We start from the raw sequence: 23,770 nt of genomic DNA on the forward strand, positions 1-23,770 counted from the left end.
TAGACAGTCGTTAGTTGTTCACCCTTCTTTTGGGGGTGGTGCTGTCATGAAATCACTAACAAAGGTCGTTATGAAAAAAATTCTGAGTATATTTATGCTGAGCAGTTTGGCTGCTTGCTCTTCTTTTGACTCTGTATATACAGGCGGAGGTTCATCAACTGTTGCGGCTGATGATGGTTTTGACATGCAGGCACCGCTAAAGATGCCAGACTCTTCGGTCTTTAAAGAAACTGCACCACGCGAGCTTAATGGTATTTATCAAGCGGCGAATTGGGGAGACTTACCGGGTTGGTCAGCAGATGACGGTGAATATATTTGGTTAGGACTGGTGAATAACTGCCGTGGTTTAATGCGCCCCATTTCGGGTTCTTTGACGATTCCTGCACGAGCGACCCCGCAAGCATGGTACAACGTGTGTCAACAAGTGGCGACGATGGGTACGCAAGTGGATGCCGCGACAGCAAAACAATTTGTCCAAGACAATTTACGTCCTTGGGCTGTATTGGGTGATAAGGGGGCTCAGGGATTAGTTACGGGCTATTATGAGCCGATTGTACGAGGTTCTCGCTCTAAAGGAGGAGTGTATCAATGGCCGATGTATGCGCCTCCTTCAGATTTGCTCACCGTAGACCTTGGAGCCTTATATCCTGAGTTAGCAGGTAAGCGAGTGCGTGGCAAGGTTGTTGGCAATAAGGTTGTTCCTTATGATACGCGTGCTGAGATTACGAGTGGGGATAATCAGCCTCCTGTGATTGCGTGGTTAGATGACCCTGTCGAAGCATTTTTCTTGCAAGTACAAGGGTCTGGCCGAGTGTTATTAGACAATGGTTCTTCATTGCGACTTGCTTATGCTGACCATAATGGACGACCATATACCTCAATTGGTCGTTGGTTGGCAGATCAAGGAGAGTTGCCTATTAATCAAGCGTCTATGCAAAATATTAAACAATGGGCGCAAAATAATCCTAATCGTGTGCCTGAAATGCTGAACTCTAATCAAGCGATGGTTTTCTTTAAAGAAGAGCGTTTGAAAGATGAGATTACGGGACCAAAAGGTGCTTATGGCATTCCTTTGATTGGTCAACGGGCGATTGCTGTTGATCCGACGTTTGTACCTTTGGGTAGTCCTGTGTTCTTAGCAACCACCCAGCCTGCATCGAATACCCCTTTACAACGCCTTGTTTTTGCTCAAGATACAGGTGCTGCCATTAAAGGGGCGGCTCGAGCAGACTTCTATTGGGGTAGTGGTGACGCGGCAGGAGAGGCTGCAGGTCGTATGAAACAAGCGGGTCTAATGTGGATTTTATGGCCACGTGATGCAGGGGAGCCAAGCGCACGATGAGTCAAGTTATTGTTTGTGGGGCAGGCATTGTAGGTATGGCAATGTCATTGGCCTTATCGCAAAAAGGGATTAAAACTCGTTTGTTGGCCCCTAGGTATGTGGCACAAGCTAATTTAGGTGAGGCTTACCATCCTCGTATTTATGCGATTTCTTTAGCAAGTCAACAGTTATTAAGCGAGTTGGGGGTATGGTCCTTATTGCCAGAGGCTCGTTTGACGCCTGTTGAGCAAATGCAGATTCAAGGGGATCAAGCAGGTCAGTTGAACTTATCCGCAAAGACAGGTGAGTTGCAAGAGTTGGCATGGATTGTGGAGTCGGGTGAGATTGAAGCTGCCTTACAAAAAGCCTTGATGATTTATCGTGTAGAATGGCTTGACGATAAGGTGATTGATTTGTCTATCAATCCCACGACTAATCCGATAGTTCATACAGAACAAGGACAGTCTTATACTGCAGATTTAGTGATTGCCGCTGATGGCGCTAATTCCATCATCCGTCAGAAAGCGGGTATATGGCATCAATCAAAATCTTATGAGTCTAAAGGCTTGGTGGCGCAGTTTACGACGGAGAGACCTCATGGCAATACGGCTTACCAATGGTTTACTGACGAAGGTGTATTGGCATTTTTACCCTTGCCCGATACCAGTGATGGTCATCAGATTTCAATGGTGTGGTCAGCGAGCAATGCCGTTGCTAAAGAGCTAGAATCTTTGAGTCAAGAAGAATTAGTCTCAGTTCTGCAAAAACGTATCGGACATTTAAGTCAAGATATGCTAGGACAATTAACGTTACGTAGTCCTATGTACGGTTTCCCTTTGACTCTTGAAAAGAGTGGTATGGTTGCACAGGGGGTAGCATTGGTTGGGGATGCGGCACATCGTGTACATCCCTTGGCTGGACAGGGTTTAAATTTAGGATTGGGTGATGTGCAGACCCTTTGTCAGGTCTTGTCCGAGAAACCTCATTATCGTGAATTGGGTGATATCAGAGTATTACAAACTTATCAGCGTGAGCGTAGTGTGCCTATTGCTCATATGCGTTGGGTAACGGATGGTTTACATGGTTTGTTTAGTAGTCAGTTAGAACCTATTAAAGCCGTGCGTAATATCGGTATGGATATTGTGGCAAAATTGCCTTTTATAAAAGAATTTTTGATTAAAAAAGCCTCTGGATTGTAGTGTGCATAGTACAGCTCATTCAGTAGGGTAATAAGGACTTTTGATGAAAATAGTGAAATACTTAAGTGTATTGAGTGCCTTTGTATTTAGTAGTGCCTGGGCTAATTCCTCGCAAATTCAACAAGAATTAGAGAAAGCCTTTAATCTTAAAATAGAAAGCGTTGAGAAAATACCTTATAGCAATCTGTATGAAGTAGTGACGGATGAGACAATTCTCTATACAGATGAAAAAGCCTCTTTTGTTATTGCAGGTAGCTTAATTGATACCAAAACACGAGAAGATATTACCGAGTTAAGCTTAAAAAAATTAGCAGCAGCAGATTTTAAAAAACTCCCCTTAGATAAAGCAGTCAAAACAGTCTACGGCAATGGTGAGCGTCAGATTATTACTTTTGAGGATCCTAATTGTGGCTATTGTAAGAAGCTTTATCAAGAACTTTCTAAGTTAGATAATGTGACGGTGCATACTTTCCTTGTGCCTATCTTGGGACAAGATTCTGTGCGTAAGGTAAGCAATATCTGGTGTGCTAAAGACCGTGCTGCTGTTTGGAAAGCTTGGATGCAAGATGGTGTAAAACCTGCTGAGGCAAGTTGTGATGATGAGCCTACGGCAGAAGTCATGAGCTATGCTCGAAAACTACAAGTACGTGGTACACCGATGCTGTTAATGGCAAATGGTGAGCGGATGAATGGTTATGCTCAAGCATCGGTGATTGAGGCCACATTAAGTAAATAAGATAACTAGGGTATTAACGCATATTGGCAATAATAAACTTATTCAAGTCTGCGACTTCTTCAGCGCAGACTTGATGTGCCATTGGGTAGCTATGCCATTCTATGGTATAGTCCAATTCCTCAAGTGTTTGGCGACTGGTGTGGGCGATATTAATTGGAATGACAGGGTCAAAGTCACCATGCACCAAGAAGATGGGGGTGTTTTTATTAGCAGCAGAGGCTTCTTTTGCTGTACGTTGATAAAGCGGTAAATAGCCTGATAGACCAATAAGTCCAGCCAGTTTTTCAGGGTAGCGAACACCCGTTAATAAGGTCATTGCACAACCTTGTGAGAAACCCGCTAGAAAAATTCTTTCACTAGGAATGCCGCGCGCATTTTCTCGTTGAATAAGCGCTTCGATATCTGCTTTTGATTCGTAAAGCCCTTTTTCATCCTCTTCTCTTTCAATACGAGCAAGACTAAGAATATCAAACCAACCACGCATTGCCATGCCGTTATTGATGGTGATAGGACGTACGGGGGCGTTGGGAAAAATAAAGCGTACCCCAACACCTTCAGGAAAGCTTAATTCAGGCACAATCGGCACAAAATCATTGGCATCGGCACCTAAACCATGCATCCAGATAATGCTGTATTGCACAGTGTCTTGTGTTTGTAATTCAACAGTGTCTAAAAAATTGCTCATGATGTCATTCCTAGACGTGCGATTAGCACGATAAAAGTGTTAAGCTGACTGTCTTAAGTCGTTATGATTAGCGGCTTTAAAAATTGGAAAAGGGCTCGGTAGTTTTTCTTTTGAGGGTCTTGACCTTCAGGTAGAGCAGCATTTTGTGCTTGTTCTTTGCGAGCAGCACGGATTAAGGCGCGCAACTGTTGTACATCAACCTCTGGATATTCGTTGAGGAGTAGCGTTAGCTCATTATCATCCGCTAACAAACGGTCGCGTAGGGTTTCTAACTGGTGCATTTGGGCTGTGGTCTCTTTTGATCCATTTTCCCAAACATCGAGTTGATGACGAATGGCCTCGATATCTGCATTACGCATCAGTTTGCCGACGTAGTGTACTTGACGGCGTTTGCCTTCGCCTCGGCTTTTGATTTTTTGGCAGGTGCGGATGGCTTCCAAGAGCTTCTCGTCGAGCGGAAGTTGTTTAACTTTATCAAAAGGTAATTCGATGACTTGTTTGCCTAAATCGGTAATGGCTTGTAGCTCTCGTTTAACTTGAGACTTACTCGGGCCATCATAAAAATCATCATCGTCTTCGTAATCTGTTTCGTGCATACGTTAAAAAATACTTTAAATGAACAATATCCGTTATGATAACCCTTACGCCTGATAAGTGTCAGGTAAGTTTACGGAATACTGTGATAAAAATGAAAATGAATTTTGAAGAATTGGTGCAGATGGCCTTGGAAGAGGCGAAGCAGTTAGGCGCTAGTCAGGCAGTTGCTGAGGTTTCTGAGTCTAGTGGTTTATCTGTTTCAGTACGCAAAGCAAGTGTCGAAACCGTTGAGCAGACCAATGATCGTTCATTGGGTGTAACGGTGTATAAAGGTAAGTCGCGGGCGTCGGCCTCTACTTCGTCTTTAACACCTGACGCTATTCGTGATACGGTTAAAGCCGCATGGGATATTGCAAAATATACGGCAGAAGATGAATTTGCGGGGCTTCCTGATAAAGAGGATTTAGCGACTGAGTTTCCAGATCTGAAACTGTATAAACCATGGAAAATTGACTCTCAAGAGGCGATTGAGTTAGCCACTCGTTTAGAAGATGCTGCTGTTTCTTATAACAAAGCCATTAGCAACTCTGAAGGTGCGCAGGTTAATTCTAGTACGGGACGATTTGTTCTAGGCAATTCGCATGGCTTTTTAGCCGGTTATCAATATTCTAATCATGGAATGTCGACCGCCGTGATTGCTGGAAAAGGCAATCAAATGCAACGTGACTATTGGTATACCTCTCATCGCTATCCCGAAAAACTAGCAAATCCACAGCAAGTGGGTGAATATGCAGCACAACGTGCTTTATCTCGCTTAGGTGCAAAACGTATTCCAACGGGTAAATATCCTGTGTTGTTTGAAGCGCCGTTAGCGATTGGATTATTAGGTGCTTTTGCTCAAGCGATTAGTGGGGGGGCTTTGTACCGTAAATCGAGTTTCTTGTGCGATAGTTTGGGCAAAAAGGTGATGGCATCACATTTAAGCATTACCGATGATCCTTTTATTAAGGGAGCGATGGGTAGCTCAGCTTTTGATGAAGAGGGTGTACGCACACAAAAGCGTGAGCTCTTAACAAATGGTGTATTAAACGGTTATTTATTATCGACATATACCGCACGTAAATTGGGTATGCGCAGTACGGGTAATGCTGGAGGCTCACATAATCTTAGCATTCGTTCATCTTTAACAAAAAGATCGGATGATTTTGAAGCTTTGTTACAAAAAATGGGCACAGGCCTGTTGGTGACAGAGTTGATGGGACAGGGTGTGAATTACGTTACCGGTGATTATTCGCGAGGAGTATTTGGTTACTGGGTAGAGAACGGGGTGATTCAGCATGCTGTTCAAGAAGTGACAATTGCCGGTAACCTTAAAGAAATGTTTGCACAAATTATTGCATTAGGTAGTGATGAATATACGCGTGGTTCAAAAACATCGGGGTCAATCCTAATTGAACAAATGTCGGTCGCAGGTTTATAAAATCAGTTATGATATGTAACAATGAATAAGTTTTTTTAAGGAGATTGTCATGGAACGTCGTTCGTTTTTGAAAAAAGCTGGTATGGGCGCTATTGCAGGTACAGCTGTGATTGGTGCACCAGCGGTGGCTCAAGAGAATCCAGCAGTTAAATGGCGTATGGTATCGAGCTTCCCACGTAGCTTACCTGCTTTATACGGTACAGGTGAGAAGTTTGTTAAATATGTTAAAGAGATGTCTGGCGGTCAATTCCAGATTGATTCTTTCCCTCCGGGTGAGATTGTTCCTGCACTTCAAGTGATGGATGCGGTATCTAATGGTACGGTACAAGCAGGTCACACGTGTGGTTACTATTATTTCGGTAAAAGCCCAGCTTATTGCTTTGATACAGCGGTTCCTTTCGGTCTTACTGCGCGTCAAATGAATGCGTGGATGATTGAAGGCAATGGTATGAAGCTTCTACGCGAGTTGTTTGGCCAAGTGAATATCGTTAATTTTATGCTTGGTAATACGGCAGCTCAGATGGGTGGTTGGTACCGTAAAGAAATCAAGAGTATCGATGATTTCAAAGGCTTAAAAATGCGTACCTCAGGCATGAACGGTGAGTTGCTCTCTCGTTTAGGTGTTGTGCCACAACAAATTGCTGGTGGTGACATTTACCCATCATTAGAAAAAGGCACATTGGACGCGGTTGAGTTCGTTGGTCCTTACGATGATGAGAAGTTGGGCTTTGTAAAAGTGGCGCCACATTATTACTACCCAGGTTTCTGGGAGGCGGGTCCACAAGTATCGCTTTACACAAATAAAGATGCTTATGAAGCACTTCCTGCTCACTATAAAGCCGTTATTGATGCGGCTTCTCGCTCGGCTTCTGCAGATATGTTGGCGGTATATGATTCACAAAACCCACAAGCATTGCGTCGTTTAATCGCCTCTGGTGCTAAACTTCATGAGTTCCCTCGCGAAATTATGGAAGTTGCTTATACTAAGGCACAAGAGATGTTCAAAGAATATAGCGATAAAGACCCAATGTTTAAGAAAATCTACGATGACTATATGGCGTTCCGTGATGACTTAGCGCCATGGTTCAATGTGGTAGAGGGTTCTTATACTCGCTTCTTAGCAGCGCAAATCGCGAAGAACCGTAAATAAGCACATTTAGGTTGTAAAAACTCTTTTTAGGGTTTTCGTATAAAAGGCACTCTTTTTAAAGACCGCTTCGTCTTTGAAGAGTGCCTTTAGTGTGTATGCCTTGAGGAGAAAAACTGAGTTTTGATGTTTTTTCTTAACAAAAATGATGATTGCTGACGCTATTTCTTTGTTTTATATAGAAAAAATTAAAAACTTATGCTATAGTGTCAGACTTATCCCTAATTTGTACTGCCGATGGGGGTTCCCAAGCTATAACGGCATGACGAAACAAGTTTATCTTGTCAGGATAAGCGTTTATTAATTTATTTAGGATTTTCATCATGAAGACATTTGTGGCTAAGCCGCATGAAGTCAAACGTGAGTGGTATGTTATCGACGCAAAGGGTAAAGTCCTAGGTCGTGTAGCCAGCGAAGTTGCACGCCGTTTGCGCGGTAAACATAAACCTGAGTTCACTCCTCACGTAGACACAGGCGATTACATTGTAATTATCAATGCTCAAGATATCGTTGTAACTGGTAGCAAGTTCGAAGACAAGAAGTACTTCCGTCATACTGGTTACCCAGGTGGTATTTACGAAACTAACTTCCGTAAATTACAAGAGCGTTTCCCAGGTCGTGCAATCGAGAAAGCTGTTAAAGGCATGTTACCGAAAGGTCCTTTGGGCTACGCAATGATCAAAAAACTTAAGGTCTATGCAGGTAGCGAGCATCCACACTCAGCACAGCAACCTAAACAGCTGGATATTTAAGGATAAATCATGATCGGTAATTGGAATTATGGCACAGGCCGCCGCAAAACTTCAGTGGCTCGTGTGTTCTTGAAAAAAGGTTCAGGCAAGATTGTTGTTAACGGCAAAACAGTTGATGACTACTTTGCTCGTCAAACAGGTCGAATGATTGTACGTCAACCATTAGAGTTAGTTGACATGTTAGAATCGTTCGATATCCAAATCAACGTTCACGGTGGTGGTGAGAGCGGCCAAGCGGGTGCAGTTCGTCACGGTATTACTCGTGCGTTAATTGACTATGATGCAGCGTTAAAACCAGCATTATCTAAAGCGGGTTATGTTACTCGTGACGCTCGTGAAGTTGAGCGTAAGAAAGTTGGTCTTCGCAAAGCACGTCGTCGTAAGCAGTTCAGCAAACGCTAATCTGTTATCTGCGAATGCAAAGGGGCTCACCATATGGTGGGCCTTTTTCATTTGTGTAATCCAATGGAATGATTGGAGGGGAGATGAAGTTACTTTAATCGAGAAAAAACATTGTACAATGCAGGGTATACATTGTTTTGACAAGGGAATATATTCCCTTATTAACATAAGGATAAAAGATGACAAAAAAAATTAAAGTGGGTATCGTAGGTGGCACAGGTTATACGGGTGTGGAACTATTGCGCTTACTTTCACAACATCCTCATGTTCAATTGCATGCGATTACGTCACGCAAAGAAGAGGGAATGAAAGTCTCGGAAATGTTTCCTAATTTGCGAGGGAAGGTGGATTTAGCATTTTCTACGCCTGAAAATGCCGCCCTAACACAATGCGATGTCGTCTTTTTTGCAACTCCTCATGGCGTGGCGATGGCTCAGGCGCAGGAGTTGCTTGCTGCAGGGGTTAAAGTCATTGATTTGGCGGCAGATTTTCGCTTGCAAGATACGGCTGAATTTGAAAAGTGGTATAAGATGCCACATAGTTGCCCGGATATTCTTAAAAATCAGAGTTGCTATGGCTTGGTAGAGATTAATCGAGAAAAAATTGCACAAAGCCAAGTCATCGGTAATCCTGGTTGTTATCCTACGACGATTATTTTAGGATTGGCTCCTGTATTAGAGGCAGGCTTGGTTGATGTATCTCATGTCGTGGCGGATTGTAAGTCGGGTGTATCAGGTGCAGGTCGTAAAGCAGAAGTAGGTACACTTTTTTCTGAAGCATCAGATAACTTTAAGGCTTATGGTGTGTCGGGTCATCGTCACCATCCAGAGATTACTGAGCAGTTGAGCAAATTGGCCAAAGAGCCTGTACAGCTCTTATTTGTACCTCATTTGGTGCCGATGATTCGCGGTATGTTATCGACGATCTATGTAAAAATTAAACCTGAGGCATTACAAACAGATTTCCAAAAGCTCTACGAAGAACGTTATGCTAAAGAAGCCTTTGTTGATGTTATGCCTGCTGGCAGTTTGCCCGAAACGCGTAGTGTTCGTGCATCTAACCAGTTGCGTATTGCTTTGCATCGTCCTGGCAATGGCGATACTTTAGTTATCGTGGTTGTTCAAGATAACTTAGTTAAAGGTGCCTCAGGTCAGGCTGTTCAGAATATGAATGTTCTTTTTGGTTTGCCAGAAGATACTGGTCTAGGTCATGTGGCGGTATTGCCATAATGATTGCTCGTTCTTTTTTATTGTTTGTGGGTATTGCCATTGGTGGCGTAGCGGTACATTATTACGACCGAGCAGAGTGGCAAAAGGCTCAGGATGCTATTGATATTGCACACCAGGCGGCGATTAAGCAGGCGCAAGAGCAAGGGAGTGTTGAGGTAAAAGCCTTACAGCAGCGTCTTGATGAGTTTGAGGTTAAGGCTTTGCTTGACCAGTTGATGATTGATCGGTATACCCGAGAGATTGCTAAGCTACAAGATGAGCTTAGTAGCGTAAAAAGTGATTTGGAGTTTTATGAGCAAGTGTTACCTTCTGGTCCTGCAGGTGGCGTAAGTGTGCGAAGCTTTGAGGTTGTACAAGAAGGGCCTATGCTTTCGTATAAGCTGTTACTATCGCGTCATGCCGTGGAAGGTTCGACTTTTAAGGGGAGATTGCAATTTATTGCGAAAGGACGCTTAAATGGTAAGCCAGAAACAGTTGATTTAGTACCAGCGGTGATGAATGCCGAAAATGAGTTGGCTGTCCCCAGTGATAAAGCGGATACAAAGACACTCTTGAAAGACAGAGCAACGAGCACCATATTATCGTTACAGTTTGAACGTTGGCAACAAGCCAAGGGTAATTTAGTGCTTCCTGCAGGATTTGAGCCAGAAGAGATTGTGCTTAATGTCCTCGAAGGTAAGCATGTCCGTGCTAGTAAAACGGTTATAGTTCAAGCCCCTTAGGCTTTATGCTAAAATGGTCTAACCTATTTTAAAATTATTTAACGGTGATGTTTATCACCCGGAGCTAATAATGAGCGTTATTGAGTCAGTAGATTTACAAACACCACCGCAGATGTTGGTGTTTACCGATGCTGCTGCCACAAAAGTCAAAGACTTATTAATTGATGAGGGCAATGCAGATTTAAAATTGCGTGTCTTTGTTCAGGGCGGTGGTTGTTCAGGCTTTCAGTATGGTTTTACTTTTGATGAAAGCGTAGCAGAAGACGATACAGTAATCGATAAAGATGGTGTGCAGCTATTGGTGGATCCCATGAGCTTACAATATCTCGTCGGTGCAGAGATTGATTACAAAGAGGATATCGAAGGTTCTCAGTTTGTGATTCGCAACCCTAATGCGAGTACAACATGTGGTTGTGGATCATCGTTTAGCGTGTAAGCAATCTGAGTTTATCGGATTATTGGCTCAGCTGTTTTTTATAATAGCTGGGCTTTATTTTTGATGAAAGTTTAAATGATGTAAAGTATTCCATAGCACGAAATAAAATTAGCGATTTTCTGCAAAATAACCAAATAATTATTAATATTTTGCAGAAATGAATAAAATTTGCCATAATGTCGAGAACATTATTAATTTTCTATAAATGATGAGAGAAAATATTCAGGATCCTATAGGGGCGCAATGGTTAGTAAATTATTATGGTATCCAGGTATTGCAACCCTTGAGTGTATTGAGTGGTATCGCCTCTCGTCGCGTATCACAATATGATGAGGGTAGGCGGTTAGAGTTCTATCAGGAGCGGCAACGACCAGAGTCAACTCCTGTGGCTCATCTGCAATTTTTCTTACGACATGAGATTCCTCATTTTGAATTTTTATCTCGACTTTTCCAAAAGATGGGGAATCAACCTATTCAACAGTGGGTGAATCAAGAACCGACAGGACAATATGCGAGAAGAGCGGCTTTTTTATTTGAGTTTTTTACAGGTCAGGAATTAGTCCGACCAATGGCATTGGGGGGTGCCTATGTAGATGCCATAGATTCGGATAAAGTGCTCAGTACTTCAGCTGCTGCTGTGGAGAAAGTGAGTAAGTGGCGTATCAATAATAACCTCGCTGGCAATCGTTATTTTTGTCCAACCTTTGTTAAAGATAATAAGACCTTGGAGACTATAAGTGTAGATGTTAAGGCACTTTTGCGGGAGCTTAATCAAGAGGTTGGTGAGGATTTCTTGGTGCGCTCGGCAGTATGGTTTACTTTAGGTGAGAGTAGGGCTAGCTTTAAAATTGAGGGCGAAGGTCATCAGCTCACACGAATCCAACGTTTTGCTGATGTGATGGAGAGGTTCACGGGGAATTTGGATATCCCCTTGGATTTGGGTATGCTGCAAAGAGAAATTCTGGGAGATAAAACGCTTATTCAACAGTTTGGAGTACGCCAGTCGCCGGTGTTTGTCGGCAAGACACGTAATTTCCGAGAGGAGGTGCATTATATCGCCCCATCTTTCGATTTGTTAGAAAAACAGTTAGAGGGTTTGTATCTTTTCTGGAATAAAACAACAGGACAGTCGCCTGTTGTAAGGGTCGCCGTCATGGCATTTGCATTTGTCTACCTTCATCCTCTTGCTGACGGTAATGGACGATTGCATCGCTTCCTATTCAATCATCTCTTGCGTAGTTTAGGAGAAACCGCAGCACCTATTATTTTACCTATTTCAGGGGTAATTGCCGAGAGTGCAGAGGAACGGTTGGCATACGCCAAAACGCTAGAGATATTGTCAAAACCTTTGATGAGAGGTCTAGAGGGAACTTATTCTTTTGTTGCAGAGGAAACCCAATATGCTGATGGGATTTATTCAAATTTAGTATTTGATGGAGAAGAAATAGCTAAACCTGTTTGGTTCTATATGGATTTGACGCAGCATGTGATTTATTTTGCGAGATTGATTCAAAAAACCATCGCCGTGAATATGCGCCAAGAATCCTTATATTTACGTAATTATGATAAGGCAAGAGAGGCTTTACAAGAGGTTATTGAAATGCCGGGGCATTATGCGGATAGAGTGATTCGTAGTATTCTAGATAATCAAGGTATACTGAGTCAAAAACTTAAAAAAGAGATGCCTCTTCTAGAAGAGGAGGGTGTTTGGCAACAGTTAGTCGATATCGTTCGCACTTATCTCGGAGAAGAGACTCAATCCCATTAAATCTATCTCGGATATAGAGCTCCTGCAATAGTGGCATGTCGAGAGCCAGTTAACTCAGGAAAGTTAAGTGGCTCTTTGTCATAAAAGGCTTTGGCTAACCAAGCAAAAGCTAGAGCTTCAATCGCTTGACTATCAAAACCGTATTGTTCAATTGCATTTACTTCACAGCCCATTAACGCTTTTAGTTCTTGCATAAGGGCGATATTTTTTACGCCTCCACCACAGACAATAATCTCATCAACCTTATCGCTATGACGCGTAATTGCTTGAGCAATGCTATGCGTGGTCAGTGCGCGTAAGGTCGCCATAATATCCACCGCAGGAATATGCTCGTTAAAAGCGACTACATGTTGGTCTAACCATAAGGGGTTAAATAAATCACGGCCGGTTGATTTGGGCGCTGATTTAGCAAAATAAGGTTCGCTGAGTAGTTGAGTGAGCAGACCATTGTGGATATTCCCAGATGCTCCCCATGCACCATCTTTATCAAAGGTTTTACCTAGGTGCTTATCAATCCAGTAATCCATTAAGGCATTTGCTGGACCCGTATCAAAACCTAAGAGGGGCTGATGTGGGGCGAGTAGCGTGATATTGGCAATCCCACCCAGATTGAGGATAACGCGAGTTTTTGTTGTATCGCTAAACAAGGCTTGATGTAAAAGAGGAGCAAAAGGGGCTCCTTGTCCACCGGCAGCGACATCACGACTTCTAAAATCAGCAATCACATCAATCTTGGTGAGCTCAGCCAGACGAGCTGGGGCATTGAGTTGAATGGTAAACCCTAAATCGGGGCGATGACGGACAGTTTGGCCGTGAGCGCCAATAGCCGTGATGTGTTCGGTGGAAAGTTGAGATTGTTTTAATAAATCATGGCAGCATTCAGCATATAAATCAGCAAGTCCATTGGCGGCTAGGTATGCTTGTTCAAGCTCATTGTCGCCTGCCTTGTTTAGTGTTAGAAAGGTGTGGCGTAAGTCACTCGGCATTGCTAGGCTAGAGAAAGCGATAATACGAGGAAAGGTATCCTTTTGAAAGGCAACTAAGGTACCGTCCACACCATCCGTACTGGTTCCTGACATTAAACCAATAAAATACTGTACGTCTGAATGAGTATTCATCTGATAACTTCCTCTAAACATAGGTATAATGTCGATATTGTAAATGAAAGTCGATGTTTTAAAACTCAATCGCTACTGAGTCTATCGAATAGGTAACTGAGTAAGCCTATTCATTCCTTTTGAATTAGAGCAAAACAATGTCAGAAGAAATTAAAATGAGTGCCGAAGTTGAGCGTGATATGCGTACGGTATTACGCGGTGTTGATGAATTACTAGTAGAAACGGAGTTTGCCCAAAAGTTGCAAAAGAGCCGTGATACAGGGGTTCCGCTCCGCATTAAATTAGGTATGGATCCGACAGCACCAGATATTCACTTGGGGCATACGGTGGTACTGACAAAAATGCGTCAGCTACAAGATTTGGGGCATCAGGTCATTTTCTTGATTGGAGACTTTACCGCAGCGATTGGTGATCCAAGTGGTCGTAATAGTACTCGTCCACCGCTCTCGCGTGAGCAAATTGAAGTTAATGCTCAGACGTACTACGAGCAAGCCGCTAAAATCCTCGATCCTGCACGTACAGAGATTCGCTATAACTCGGCATGGTGTGACCAACTGGGCGCACGTGGCTTGATTAAACTTGCCTCGCATTACACAGTAGCGCGTATCATGGAGCGTGATGATTTTACTAAGCGTTTCAAAGGCGGAATTCCTATCTCTGTCCATGAGTTTTTATATCCATTACTACAAGGCTATGACTCTGTCGAGCTTAAAGCAGATTTGGAACTCGGTGGTACTGACCAAAAGTTTAATTTATTGGTAGGTCGAGAGCTACAAAAAGAATACGGTCAAGCACAACAGTCCGTATTGACGATGCCTTTATTGGTTGGTTTAGACGGCGTGGAGAAAATGTCTAAATCAAAAAATAATTACGTAGGCATTACAGAGACGCCTGATAGCATGTTCGGTAAGATTATGTCGATTTCCGATAGCTTGATGTGGAATTACTATGAGCTATTATCTGCTAAAACATTAGATGAAATTGAGACTTTAAAACAAGCGGCAGCGGCAGGTGAGAATCCTCGTAATATGAAAGTCGCTTTGGCACAAGAAATTATTACGCGTTTCCATAATGCCGCTGCCGCAGAAAAAGCCTTGGCAGATTTTGAAGCACGTTTCCGTGATGGACAGATTCCAGAAGATATGCCAGAGGTGACGTTGCCAGCGGGGCCATTGGGAATTGTGGCTGTGTTACGCGAGGCAGGCCTTGCACCTTCAGGTTCTGAAGCTACACGTAATATCCAACAGGGTGGTGTGAAAGTAGACGGTCAAAAAGTAGAAGATAAAGCGTTACAATTAAGTGCAGGTACTTACGTCGTTCAAGTGGGTAAGCGTAAATTTGCCCGTGTAACGATTGCTTAGTTTTGAGGAATAGACGATGAAATTGACAAGTTTAGGTATTATTAATGGGCAGGCGATTCATCCTCGTTATGCATTTGGCAAACAAGATAAAGAGAATCGTGTAGCACTTTCTACCAATCTCAATCCAGACTTCTCTTGGACTGATATCCCTGTAGGCACTAAGTCTTTTGCTTTAATTATGGTGGATGTTGATGTGCCGACCAAACCTGATGATGTGAATCAGATTGACCGAGAAGTTCCAGCGGACTTGCCTCGCACAGACTTTTATCATTGGACCTTGATTGATATTCCTGCTAATGTCAATGAGATTGCAGAAGGGGAATTCTCATCGATTGTGACCCCAAAAGGTAAAGCAGGTCCATTAGCGGGTAAAGGCGATATGCGTCACGGCTTAAATAATTACACCGAGTGGTTTGCGAGCGATTATGATATGCAAGGGGAGTATTTTGGTTATGACGGCCCATGTCCGCCATTTAATGACTCTATCGTACATCACTATCATTTTACTGTTTACGCCCTAGACGTGGAAACCCTTCCTGTTGAAGGCACATTTACCGCACAAGACGTACTTAAAGCCATGGAGGGGCATATCCTTGGACAGGCTACGTTAGTTGGCACCTATTCTTTAAATCCACGCTTAACAGCGTAATCCAGTATCTATTAGGAGAAATATATGTTTGATCGTTCGCTAACGCTTGATAAACAAGACCCAGAATTATGGGCAGCGATTCAAAAAGAGGACGTACGTCAAGAAGAGCATATTGAGCTAATTGCATCTGAGAACTACACTAGCCCAGCGGTGATGCAGGCTCAAGGTTCTCAATTAACGAATAAATACGCAGAAGGTTATCCGGGTAAGCGCTATTACGGTGGTTGTGAATATGTGGATATCGTTGAGCAATTAGCGATTGATCGTTTGAAAAAAATGTTTGGTGCTGAGGCGGCCAACGTTCAACCTAATTCAGGCTCACAAGCTAACCAAGCTGTCTATATGGCGGTTCTAAAACCGGGTGATACGGTATTGGGGATGAGCTTGGCTGAGGGTGGTCACTTAACGCATGGCTCACCAGTCAATGCCTCTGGTAAATTATACAACTTTGTGTCTTATGGCTTAAATGACAAAGAAGAAATTGATTATGAGCAGTTAGAGCGTTTAGCAAAAGAGCACAAACCTAAATTAATCGTTGGCGGTGCTTCTGCTTATGCATTGCGTATTGATTTTGAGCGTATGGCAAAAATTGCGCGTGATAACGGTGCTTTATTTATGGTGGATATCGCTCACTATGCAGGTTTAGTTGTGGGTGGACAATACCCTAACCCAGTACCACATGCTGACTTTGTGACATCTACTACGCATAAATCATTACGTGGCCCACGTGGTGGCGTGATTATGATGAAAGCAGAACACGAAAAAGCGATTAACTCAGCTATCTTCCCAGGTATTCAGGGTGGTCCATTAATGCATGTGATTGCTGGTAAAGCGACGGCCTTTAAAGAAGCCTTATCGCCAGAGTTCAAAGACTACGCCGCACAAGTTGTTCGTAATGCACAAGTGATGGCAGATACTCTCGTTAAGCGTGGTTTACGTATTGTGTCTGGTCGTACAGAAAGCCATGTGATGTTGGTGGATTTGCGTAGCAAAGGTATCACGGGTAAAGTGGCGGAAGAAGCCCTAGGTAAAGCACATATTACAGTTAATAAAAATGCTATCCCTAATGATCCAGAGAAGCCTTTTGTGACGAGTGGTATTCGTGTGGGTACACCTGCAGCGACAACCCGTGGCTTTAAAGAAGCTGAAATTGAAATCACAGCTAACCTTATTGCGGATGTATTAGATAATCCAACGGATGAGGCTAATTTAGCGGCGGTTCGTGCCAAGGTTCATGAGTTAACGAAGCGCTTCCCTGTGTATAAATAATTATGAAATGTCCGTTTTGCTCTAATGCAGATACCCAAGTAACCGACACACGTGTTTCAGAAGATGGTTTTACGATTCGTCGTCGCCGTCGCTGTTATGCGTGTGAAAAACGATTTACGACCTATGAGCGTATGGAGTTGAGTATGCCTGTGGTTGTTAAGCGTGATGGTTCACGTATGGAATTTGATGTGGATAAACTCAAATCGAGTATGCGCTTGGCACTACGCAAAAGACCCGTGCCGGCAGAAAAGCTTGATGAAGCGGTATCTCGCATTCAAGATCGCTTAGCGAATTCGCAAAGCAAAGAAATCCATACAGAGCAAATCGGACAGCATGTGATGCAGGAACTGCGCCAATTGGATCAAGTCGCCTATGTGCGATTTGCATCCGTGTATCAGAGCTTTGAGGATATTCAACAGTTTGTCCAAGCTATCCAAGAAATTCAAACCCCTTAGAATGCCAGATGTCGTTTTCTGAACAAGATCATGCGTATATGCGCCGAGCCTTAGCATTGGCAGAAAAAGTCTTATATTTAACCGATCCTAATCCTCGTGTCGGGTGTGTTATTGTTAAAGATGGGATAGTCATTGGTGAGGGGGCTACACAAAAAGTCGGTGGCCCGCACGCAGAGGTCATGGCAATACAGGATGCCAAACATCGAGGGTATGCTAATCAGCTTGCTGGGTCAACCTTTTATGTGACGTTAGAGCCATGTAGTCATTTTGGACGAACGCCTCCTTGTGCAGATGCTTTAGTGACACATCAAGTAGGGCGCGTAGTAGTGGCGAGTTTAGACCCCAACCCCTTAGTCGGTGGAAAAGGGATTGCCAAGCTGAGAGAAGCTGGCATTCAAGTCGATTATCCTTTGCTGGCAGAGGAGGCTTTGGCGATTAATACAGGCTTTATTTCCCGAATGGCTGCACAACGACCATGGACATGGACAAAATTAGCGTGTTCGCTGGACGGTAAAGTTGCCTTGAATAATGGTGTTTCCCAATGGATTACAGCAGAGCCTGCTCGACGAGATGGGCAACATTGGCGTGCGCGTAGTAGTGTTGTATTGACAGGTATCGGGACTATTCTAAAAGATAATCCTTTGCTCAATGTTCGAGCCATAGCAACCGAGCGTCAGCCGATTAGAGCGGTTATTGATGGGCAGTTTCAAATTCCCGAAGACGCTCAGATTTTTAATGGTTCACCTGTGTGGATTTTTACCCATACAGATAATTCTGCTAAGCGAGTACGTCTACAAGCAAAGAATGTAGATGTTATCGTATTGCCTAAAAAAGGCGAATATATTGATTTAGCTGAAGTATGGCAAGTCTTGATGCAGCGAGGCATTAATGAGGTCCATGTAGAGGCAGGTCCTACATTAAATGGTGCGCTATTGGAAGCAGGATTGATTGATGAGTTACTGATCTATATGGCACCTAAAATCTTGGGACCGGGACAGTCGTTATTTAATCTTCCGGCTTTATCAGATTTGAGTGCTGTTAAGCAATTCACATGGGTAGAGCAGTTAGCTGTGGGTCAAGATTTACGTTTGCGCTTAAGAGCAAAAGAGCGCTGGAATACTTTATTGCAAGCCATTGTATAATAACGCTACCTATTAATACGTAAGGAATAGAAATGTTTACCGGAATCATCTCTGCCATTGGTCAAATCACTCACGTTAGTCCACTGGGAACAAGTGCAAATGACGGCGTTCGTCTTACTGTACAAGCGAATGATTTTGATATGAGTCGCGTTAAACTCGGTGATTCTATTGCGATTCAAGGGGCATGTATGACAGTGGTAGAGTTTGATCAACATTGTTTTAAAGTAGACGTTTCGCGTGAGAGCTTGAATAAAACGCGAGGTTTGGATAGTATTGGTGAAGTTAATTTAGAGCATGCTATGCGCTTGTCGGATACCGTGGATGGTCATTTGGTTTCAGGGCATGTCGATGGTATTGCTGAGGTAGTGAGTTTTGAACCCGTAGGAGAATCGCAGCAATTACGAATTCAAGTGCCTACAGATTTAAGTATCTACCTTGCGTATAAAGGCTCTGTGACCATTAATGGTGTTAGCTTGACGGTCAATAGCGTAGAGGATAATGAAAAAGGATGTATTATTTCGATTAATCTTATTCCTCATACTGTTCAGGTGACGACATTAAAACATCTGCGTGCGGGCAGTCTTGTTAATTTAGAAATTGATACAATCGCACGTTATGTGCAAAGAATGTTAAAATTAGCAAATTAGGATCGGTGGCCGAGTGGCTTAAGGCACACGCTTGGAAAGCGTGCATACGGAAACGTATCGGGGGTTCGAATCCCCCCCAATCCGCCATTACTTTTGTTCCATAGGGATTTCAGATGCCAACCACCCAATCAGTCAGTAGTATCCAGAAATTTACTAGCGTTGTTTTCGCCGCCTTACTTATCGGTATGGTCGGCTATTTTATTATCTGGGGCTTGGGTTATACCCATGGTAACTCGCCAACCTTATTTGTGTTGGCGACGCTGTTTGGGGTCTTTATGGCCTTTAATATCGGGGGCAATGACGTTGCTAACTCCTTTGGTACCAGTGTAGGCGCAGGGACATTAACGGTACCCCAAGCGTTAGGGGTTGCCGCGGTCTTTGAAGTATCAGGTGCGGTGATTGCTGGTGGAGAGGTGACACGGACGATCCGCTCTGGTATTGTGGACTTACAAACACTTAATGTTCAGCCGATTGATTTTGTATTTATTATGATGGCGGCATTATTAGCCTCCGCATTATGGCTTTTATTTGCCACCAAAAAAGGCTGGCCTGTTTCGACAACACACTCCATTATTGGTGGTATTGTCGGTGCCTCATTGACCTTGGGGTATCTTCTTTCCGCCGATACAGGTGCTAGCAGTTTGGATATGGTGCAGTGGGGAAAGATAGCTGAGATTGCTATTTCTTGGGTCTTATCACCTGTTTTAGGCGGTCTGATGGCGTATGTGCTGTTTCGCCAGATTAAGACTTATGTCTTAGATTACAATGAGCGTGTTGATGCTCAGCTAAAAGAGCTCAAAAAAGAGAAAAAAGCCCATAAAGAAGACTATCGTGCACGTTTTGAAGCGTTACCTGAGCATGAAAAAGTAAAAGTGGCTTCTGCCATGGCACGTGATGCCCAGACCTATGGTGACCGCGAAAATACAGAAGAAGAATTAGAACTTGAATCCGATTATTACAAAGGGCTTTACGCCTTAGAAAAACGCCGTCATGCTCTTGGTGCTCACAAGGCATTACAACATTGGGTGCCGATGATTTCGAGTATCGGTATTATGATGATTACTGCTATGCTCTTATTTAAAGGTCTGAATAACCTTAAATTAGGGTTGAGTGCATTACATAACACCTTGATTGTGGTGATGGTGGGTGCATTAGTATGGATGGGGACGTATATTTACGCACGCACCTTAAAGCATAAAGATTTGGTTAAATCGACTTTTATTATCTTTAGTTGGATGCAAGTATTTACGGCGGCAGGTTTTGCGTTTAGCCATGGCGCTAATGATATCGCCAATGCCGTAGGTCCTTTTGCGGCTATTTTAGATGTATTGCGTACAGGTGAGATTGCGAGTACTGCCAGTATTCCACCCGTGGTGATGATTACCTTTGGTATTGCATTGATTGTAGGTTTATGGTTTATCGGTAAAGAAGTTATCCAGACCGTAGGAACGAATCTTGCCGAAATGCACCCAGCCTCAGGTTTTACAGCAGAGTTAGCGGCAGCAACCATGGTGATGTTGGCTTCGTTACTAGGCTTGCCCGTCTCGAGTACACATATCCTAGTCGGTGCGGTATTGGGTATTGGGATTGTCAATCGTAATGCAAACTGGCAGTTGATGAAACCTATCGCCACCGCTTGGGTGGTGACATTGCCTTCAGCTGCGATTATGGCGATGTTGGTGTTTTTGGGGCTAAGGGCTGTTTTTTAATTGATTTGTCGTCAAATTTCTTAAAAATCGAACTTTATGTCAATGATATGGGTTCGGTTTTTTTGTTTTAGTGTCACGAATTTATGTTTCCTACTATTAAATTTAATGCCTCTTTCTTTATTCATTTAGCGTTATTTATCCTGTTTTCCTTGGGGATGGTTATTCCTAAAGGTTATTCATGGGGTGTGGGGCTGCTGTTGGTAACAGCACTTTATATTGTGTTGCGCTACCGAAAAGAGATTGATTTTAAATCAGAGAAATCTTTGGTATATATGCTACTAGCTTATGTGCTGGTGAGTGTTAGTGTGAACTTAATTGCAGGACATTCAGGACGTGATTATGAGTTGGATGCTAAGGTTTTTTTGACTATTCCTATCTTATATGCGCTGGTTTATCGAGGATTTAACCGAAACTATTTGATTTTAGCCTTTGGTTTAGGCGGTGTGGCGATGGGTCTAGACTCAATCTATGAGTTTTATGTGTTGAAGGTGCCTCGTGTAGGTTTATATCCTATTCGCTATGGGTATATTGCGGCTTGGTTAGCAGTGGCTTCTTTAATTAGTCTGATATTTTTTGCTAAAACCTCACGTGTATTTATAAGAGTTGTTTTGGTATTGGGGATTTTAGGTGGTGTAACGGCAGCTATTTTATCGGGGGCACGAGGCAGTTGGTTGTTTTTTATTGTGGCTTGTTGCTTGTTGACAGTATATGGTTGCTTTTATACCCAGGGTAAAACAAAGATTTTACTATTATCCATTTTAGCAAGTTGCTTTATGGCAATGCTGGTGATAGGACTGACGGATAACCCTATTTTCCAGCGAGTTGGACATGCTGTTGCCGAAGTACAGAAATACAAACCGAATGATCCGTCAGCAGGAACATCATTAGGAATGCGACTAGAGTTATTTAGATTATCAGAGGAAATTATTCGTGAACATCCTATTCTCGGTATTGGCACAGATGAATTTCGAGGAAAAATAGTCCAATTTGTTCAAGAAGGGAAGGCGCAGCCCTATATGACGGCACTTAAGCATACACATAACGATTTTGTTGATAAGGCGGTCAAAACAGGCTTGATTTCTGCCGTAGCGATGATGCTTTTTTTATGTCTTTATCCTTTTATTTTCTTTGTAAAAAGGATACGCCATCCACATCAGGACATACGTTATTATGCCTTAATGGGTAGTTTGTTGGTTATCGCATGGGTTGAGTTTGGTATGACAAATATCTTCCTGACGACGAATCAAGGAGCGATTTATTATCTGGTGAGTTTGGCGATATTTTGGACAGGTATCCGTCGCGTAGAAAAAGGCGCATCGACGGGTTAAGCCTACTTATGTGGCCATTTATCAAGTGATTTGCCAGAAACCTTTAATGCCTCACAGAGAATTTGACCGCAGATAATGGCATCCTCAAGTGCATCATGGTGCTGAGTTTGTGGGATATCCAGAAAAGTCGCCATCTTATTGAGAGCAAATCCTCCTTTATCAAATTGTGGCCACACTTTACGTACAATAGCGGTGACATCATACCAGTGTGTTTTAAAACTATCTGGATAATTGCTATAAATCGCATGTCGATCAAAAAGACCGTAAGAGACCACCGCTTGGCCGTCAAGGTAGTGACGCAAATCGTCGATAATCTCGTGTTTTTTAGGTGCTTGATAAACTGTCCATGCGTCAATACCATGTAACTTGGTATTAAAAGGATTAAAGTCTTCTACTGGATCGATATAACTATCCCAAGTCTCTACTAATTTACTGTCTTCAAATACCGCAATCCCAATCTGACAAATTGAAGATAGATGATGGTTGGCAAGTTCGATATCGATGGCAGTAAAGTACATGGTAATTCTATGAAAAGAAACTTGTTTTATTTTACTATGTTAGCATCATACTTAAAGTATGATATGACAGTAAAAATTTTTTGAGACTTCTATGCGAGTTTTAGTCACTGGTGGTGCAGGTTTTATTGGTTCAGCGCTTATTCGTTATATTATTCAGCACACAAAAGATAGCGTAATCAATGTGGATAAGCTCACCTATGCAGCTAATCTACAGTCCTTAGCAACTGTTTCTGATAATGAGCGGTACGCTTTTGAACAAGTCGATATTTGTGATACTCAAAGTATGCAACAGATTTTTCATCATTATCAGCCCGATTGTGTAATGCATTTGGCTGCTGAAAGTCATGTTGACCGCGCTATTGATGCGCCAGCTGCTTTTATTCAAACGAATATTGTGGGTACTTATACATTATTGGAAGTGACACGCCAGTATTGGCAGGGTTTGGAACGAGATAAAAAGTTGGCTTTTCGTTTTCATCATATTTCTACAGATGAAGTATATGGTGACTTAGGTGGTACGGATGATTTATTTACAGAAATGACAGCTTATGCACCGAGTAGTCCTTATTCAGCCTCTAAAGCCTCTAGTGATCATTTGGTGCGTGCTTGGTACCGTACTTATGGTTTACCTACAATCATTACGAATTGTTCAAATAACTATGGTTCTTATCAGTTTCCAGAAAAACTGATCCCACTGATGATTTTAAATGCGCTAAAAGGTTGCTCTTTACCTGTTTATGGTGATGGCTCACAGACTAGGGATTGGTTGTTTGTGGAGGATCATGCACGGGCTTTGTATGCCGTTATTACGCAAGGAAAGATAGGTGAAACCTATAATATCGGTGGTTACAATGAAAAAACGAATTTGGAAGTTGTGCAGACGATTTGTGGATTATTGGAAGAGTTGGTGCCCAATAAACCTGACGGTGTTAAATACTATAAAGATTTAATTCGTTATGTAAAGGATCGTCCAGGACATGATTTACGTTATGCAATTAATGCGAGCAAAATAACAAAGGAGTTAGGTTGGCGACCACAAGAGACTTTTGAGTCGGGAATTCGTAAAACAGTACAGTGGTATTTACAGCACAAAGACTGGTGGAGTCCTATTCTAGAAGTCTCTTATCGATTGGAACGCTTAGGTAATAGCAATTAGGGAG

Annotated in this window: 24 protein-coding genes and 1 tRNA gene; 21 read left to right on the forward strand and 4 right to left on the reverse strand. The window is 42.8% G+C overall.

All coding sequences use genetic code 11. The features are described from left to right. The first annotated feature begins 70 nt into the window (after window positions 1–70). From mltA to HKX39_RS01120, 3 genes are read left to right on the forward strand one after another with little or no spacing between them, the layout of a single operon-like run. Window positions 71–1,342 carry a murein transglycosylase A gene (gene mltA / locus HKX39_RS01110; RefSeq protein ID WP_171679882.1) on the forward strand — a complete coding sequence of 424 codons (1,272 nt, stop codon included), beginning with the start codon at window positions 71–73 and terminating at the stop codon, window positions 1,340–1,342. After that, entirely contained in the window at window positions 1,339–2,520 is a 1,182-nt protein-coding gene (locus HKX39_RS01115) for an FAD-dependent monooxygenase (RefSeq protein WP_171679469.1), read from the forward strand. Before mltA ends, HKX39_RS01115 begins: the two co-directional genes overlap by 4 nt. A 43-nt stretch (window positions 2,521–2,563) precedes the next feature. Next, the gene (locus HKX39_RS01120; protein ID WP_171679470.1) at window positions 2,564–3,256 is read left to right on the forward strand and encodes a DsbC family protein; all 693 of its coding nucleotides are present in this window, start codon (window positions 2,564–2,566) and stop codon (window positions 3,254–3,256) included. Between the two features lie 13 nt (window positions 3,257–3,269). On the opposite strand, the gene HKX39_RS01125 is transcribed toward HKX39_RS01120, so the two are convergent. Continuing rightward, on the reverse strand, window positions 3,270–3,941 hold the full coding sequence (locus HKX39_RS01125) for an alpha/beta hydrolase (RefSeq protein WP_171679471.1): 672 nt from the start codon (window positions 3,939–3,941) through the stop codon (window positions 3,270–3,272). Between the two features lie 53 nt (window positions 3,942–3,994). Next, a complete protein-coding gene (yjgA, locus tag HKX39_RS01130; RefSeq protein ID WP_171679472.1) occupies window positions 3,995–4,537 on the reverse strand; it encodes a ribosome biogenesis factor YjgA in 543 nt (180 codons plus the stop codon). A gap of 35 nt (window positions 4,538–4,572) precedes the next feature. Here yjgA and pmbA point away from each other — a divergent pair, with 35 nt between their 5' ends. From pmbA to HKX39_RS01170, 8 genes are all read left to right on the forward strand, one after another. Next, entirely contained in the window at window positions 4,573–5,958 is a 1,386-nt protein-coding gene (gene pmbA, locus HKX39_RS01135) for a metalloprotease PmbA (protein ID WP_171679473.1), read from the forward strand. A gap of 49 nt (window positions 5,959–6,007) precedes the next feature. Beyond that, window positions 6,008–7,108, forward strand: coding sequence for a TRAP transporter substrate-binding protein (locus HKX39_RS01140; RefSeq protein WP_171679474.1), 1,101 nt, complete (start codon window positions 6,008–6,010; stop codon window positions 7,106–7,108). Window positions 7,109–7,428: 320 nt separating this feature from the next. Next, complete coding sequence (gene rplM / locus HKX39_RS01145; RefSeq protein WP_023953361.1) at window positions 7,429–7,857, forward strand: 50S ribosomal protein L13; 429 nt, start codon at window positions 7,429–7,431, stop codon at window positions 7,855–7,857. A 9-nt stretch (window positions 7,858–7,866) separates the two neighbouring features. Continuing rightward, window positions 7,867–8,259, forward strand: a complete 393-nt coding sequence (gene rpsI / locus HKX39_RS01150; RefSeq protein ID WP_171679475.1) for a 30S ribosomal protein S9 — start codon at window positions 7,867–7,869, stop codon at window positions 8,257–8,259. A 179-nt stretch (window positions 8,260–8,438) separates the two neighbouring features. After that, on the forward strand, window positions 8,439–9,488 hold the full coding sequence (argC, locus tag HKX39_RS01155) for an N-acetyl-gamma-glutamyl-phosphate reductase (RefSeq protein ID WP_171679476.1): 1,050 nt from the start codon (window positions 8,439–8,441) through the stop codon (window positions 9,486–9,488). Further along, the gene (locus tag HKX39_RS01160; RefSeq protein ID WP_171679477.1) at window positions 9,488–10,210 is read left to right on the forward strand and encodes a DUF6776 family protein; all 723 of its coding nucleotides are present in this window, start codon (window positions 9,488–9,490) and stop codon (window positions 10,208–10,210) included. Before argC ends, HKX39_RS01160 begins: the two co-directional genes overlap by 1 nt. A 70-nt stretch (window positions 10,211–10,280) precedes the next feature. Then, entirely contained in the window at window positions 10,281–10,646 is a 366-nt protein-coding gene (gene erpA, locus HKX39_RS01165) for an iron-sulfur cluster insertion protein ErpA (protein WP_216605009.1), read from the forward strand. A gap of 205 nt (window positions 10,647–10,851) precedes the next feature. Next, a complete protein-coding gene (locus HKX39_RS01170) occupies window positions 10,852–12,414 on the forward strand; it encodes a Fic family protein (protein WP_246225945.1) in 1,563 nt (520 codons plus the stop codon). Window positions 12,415–12,416: 2 nt separating this feature from the next. Here the strand turns inward: HKX39_RS01170 and HKX39_RS01175 are convergent, their stop codons facing one another. Continuing rightward, complete coding sequence (locus HKX39_RS01175; protein ID WP_246225947.1) at window positions 12,417–13,532, reverse strand: anhydro-N-acetylmuramic acid kinase; 1,116 nt, start codon at window positions 13,530–13,532, stop codon at window positions 12,417–12,419. 137 nt (window positions 13,533–13,669) lie between these two features. Between HKX39_RS01175 and tyrS the strand changes: the two genes are divergently transcribed. The 9 genes from tyrS (at window position 13,670) to HKX39_RS01220 (ending at window position 22,092) form a co-directional block, all read left to right on the forward strand. Beyond that, window positions 13,670–14,893 carry a tyrosine--tRNA ligase gene (gene tyrS / locus HKX39_RS01180; protein WP_171679479.1) on the forward strand — a complete coding sequence of 408 codons (1,224 nt, stop codon included), beginning with the start codon at window positions 13,670–13,672 and terminating at the stop codon, window positions 14,891–14,893. A 16-nt stretch (window positions 14,894–14,909) separates the two neighbouring features. Then, the gene (locus HKX39_RS01185; protein WP_171679480.1) at window positions 14,910–15,542 is read left to right on the forward strand and encodes a YbhB/YbcL family Raf kinase inhibitor-like protein; all 633 of its coding nucleotides are present in this window, start codon (window positions 14,910–14,912) and stop codon (window positions 15,540–15,542) included. Window positions 15,543–15,566: 24 nt separating this feature from the next. Beyond that, window positions 15,567–16,811, forward strand: coding sequence for a serine hydroxymethyltransferase (gene glyA, locus HKX39_RS01190; RefSeq protein ID WP_171679481.1), 1,245 nt, complete (start codon window positions 15,567–15,569; stop codon window positions 16,809–16,811). A 2-nt stretch (window positions 16,812–16,813) separates the two neighbouring features. Beyond that, window positions 16,814–17,266, forward strand: coding sequence for a transcriptional regulator NrdR (nrdR, locus tag HKX39_RS01195; RefSeq protein WP_171679482.1), 453 nt, complete (start codon window positions 16,814–16,816; stop codon window positions 17,264–17,266). A gap of 8 nt (window positions 17,267–17,274) precedes the next feature. After that, on the forward strand, window positions 17,275–18,408 hold the full coding sequence (gene ribD, locus HKX39_RS01200) for a bifunctional diaminohydroxyphosphoribosylaminopyrimidine deaminase/5-amino-6-(5-phosphoribosylamino)uracil reductase RibD (RefSeq protein WP_171679483.1): 1,134 nt from the start codon (window positions 17,275–17,277) through the stop codon (window positions 18,406–18,408). A gap of 32 nt (window positions 18,409–18,440) precedes the next feature. Further along, window positions 18,441–19,055, forward strand: coding sequence for a riboflavin synthase (locus tag HKX39_RS01205; RefSeq protein WP_171679484.1), 615 nt, complete (start codon window positions 18,441–18,443; stop codon window positions 19,053–19,055). After that, window positions 19,055–19,142 (forward strand) — tRNA-Ser (locus HKX39_RS01210). The genes HKX39_RS01205 and HKX39_RS01210 overlap by 1 nt, the downstream gene beginning before the upstream one ends. Before the next feature lie 26 nt (window positions 19,143–19,168). Further along, on the forward strand, window positions 19,169–20,764 hold the full coding sequence (locus HKX39_RS01215; protein WP_171679485.1) for an inorganic phosphate transporter: 1,596 nt from the start codon (window positions 19,169–19,171) through the stop codon (window positions 20,762–20,764). A gap of 83 nt (window positions 20,765–20,847) precedes the next feature. Continuing rightward, window positions 20,848–22,092, forward strand: a complete 1,245-nt coding sequence (locus tag HKX39_RS01220) for an O-antigen ligase family protein (protein WP_171679486.1) — start codon at window positions 20,848–20,850, stop codon at window positions 22,090–22,092. Window positions 22,093–22,094: 2 nt separating this feature from the next. Here the strand turns inward: HKX39_RS01220 and HKX39_RS01225 are convergent, their stop codons facing one another. Next, window positions 22,095–22,610, reverse strand: a complete 516-nt coding sequence (locus HKX39_RS01225) for an exonuclease domain-containing protein (protein WP_171679487.1) — start codon at window positions 22,608–22,610, stop codon at window positions 22,095–22,097. 91 nt (window positions 22,611–22,701) lie between these two features. Here HKX39_RS01225 and rfbB point away from each other — a divergent pair, with 91 nt between their 5' ends. Then, window positions 22,702–23,766, forward strand: coding sequence for a dTDP-glucose 4,6-dehydratase (gene rfbB / locus HKX39_RS01230; RefSeq protein WP_171679488.1), 1,065 nt, complete (start codon window positions 22,702–22,704; stop codon window positions 23,764–23,766). Window positions 23,767–23,770 lie beyond the last annotated feature (4 nt).

Origin of the sequence: Pelistega suis (assembly GCF_013133795.1) — a bacterium.
GTDB lineage: Bacteria > Pseudomonadota > Gammaproteobacteria > Burkholderiales > Burkholderiaceae_B > Taylorella > Taylorella suis.

Coding starts and splice junctions, on each gene's coding strand:
- mltA (WP_171679882.1), top strand. CDS start 71: ATGAAAAAAATTCTGAGTATATTTATGCTGAGCAGTTTGGCTGCTTGC.
- HKX39_RS01115 (WP_171679469.1), top strand. CDS start 1,339: ATGAGTCAAGTTATTGTTTGTGGGGCAGGCATTGTAGGTATGGCAATG.
- HKX39_RS01120 (WP_171679470.1), top strand. CDS start 2,564: ATGAAAATAGTGAAATACTTAAGTGTATTGAGTGCCTTTGTATTTAGT.
- HKX39_RS01125 (WP_171679471.1), bottom strand. CDS start 3,941: ATGAGCAATTTTTTAGACACTGTTGAATTACAAACACAAGACACTGTG.
- yjgA (WP_171679472.1), bottom strand. CDS start 4,537: ATGCACGAAACAGATTACGAAGACGATGATGATTTTTATGATGGCCCG.
- pmbA (WP_171679473.1), top strand. CDS start 4,573: ATGATAACCCTTACGCCTGATAAGTGTCAGGTAAGTTTACGGAATACT.
- HKX39_RS01140 (WP_171679474.1), top strand. CDS start 6,008: ATGGAACGTCGTTCGTTTTTGAAAAAAGCTGGTATGGGCGCTATTGCA.
- rplM (WP_023953361.1), top strand. CDS start 7,429: ATGAAGACATTTGTGGCTAAGCCGCATGAAGTCAAACGTGAGTGGTAT.
- rpsI (WP_171679475.1), top strand. CDS start 7,867: ATGATCGGTAATTGGAATTATGGCACAGGCCGCCGCAAAACTTCAGTG.
- argC (WP_171679476.1), top strand. CDS start 8,439: ATGACAAAAAAAATTAAAGTGGGTATCGTAGGTGGCACAGGTTATACG.
- HKX39_RS01160 (WP_171679477.1), top strand. CDS start 9,488: ATGATTGCTCGTTCTTTTTTATTGTTTGTGGGTATTGCCATTGGTGGC.
- erpA (WP_216605009.1), top strand. CDS start 10,281: ATGAGCGTTATTGAGTCAGTAGATTTACAAACACCACCGCAGATGTTG.
- HKX39_RS01170 (WP_246225945.1), top strand. CDS start 10,852: ATGATGAGAGAAAATATTCAGGATCCTATAGGGGCGCAATGGTTAGTA.
- HKX39_RS01175 (WP_246225947.1), bottom strand. CDS start 13,532: ATGAATACTCATTCAGACGTACAGTATTTTATTGGTTTAATGTCAGGA.
- tyrS (WP_171679479.1), top strand. CDS start 13,670: ATGTCAGAAGAAATTAAAATGAGTGCCGAAGTTGAGCGTGATATGCGT.
- HKX39_RS01185 (WP_171679480.1), top strand. CDS start 14,910: ATGAAATTGACAAGTTTAGGTATTATTAATGGGCAGGCGATTCATCCT.
- glyA (WP_171679481.1), top strand. CDS start 15,567: ATGTTTGATCGTTCGCTAACGCTTGATAAACAAGACCCAGAATTATGG.
- nrdR (WP_171679482.1), top strand. CDS start 16,814: ATGAAATGTCCGTTTTGCTCTAATGCAGATACCCAAGTAACCGACACA.
- ribD (WP_171679483.1), top strand. CDS start 17,275: ATGTCGTTTTCTGAACAAGATCATGCGTATATGCGCCGAGCCTTAGCA.
- HKX39_RS01205 (WP_171679484.1), top strand. CDS start 18,441: ATGTTTACCGGAATCATCTCTGCCATTGGTCAAATCACTCACGTTAGT.
- HKX39_RS01215 (WP_171679485.1), top strand. CDS start 19,169: ATGCCAACCACCCAATCAGTCAGTAGTATCCAGAAATTTACTAGCGTT.
- HKX39_RS01220 (WP_171679486.1), top strand. CDS start 20,848: ATGTTTCCTACTATTAAATTTAATGCCTCTTTCTTTATTCATTTAGCG.
- HKX39_RS01225 (WP_171679487.1), bottom strand. CDS start 22,610: ATGTACTTTACTGCCATCGATATCGAACTTGCCAACCATCATCTATCT.
- rfbB (WP_171679488.1), top strand. CDS start 22,702: ATGCGAGTTTTAGTCACTGGTGGTGCAGGTTTTATTGGTTCAGCGCTT.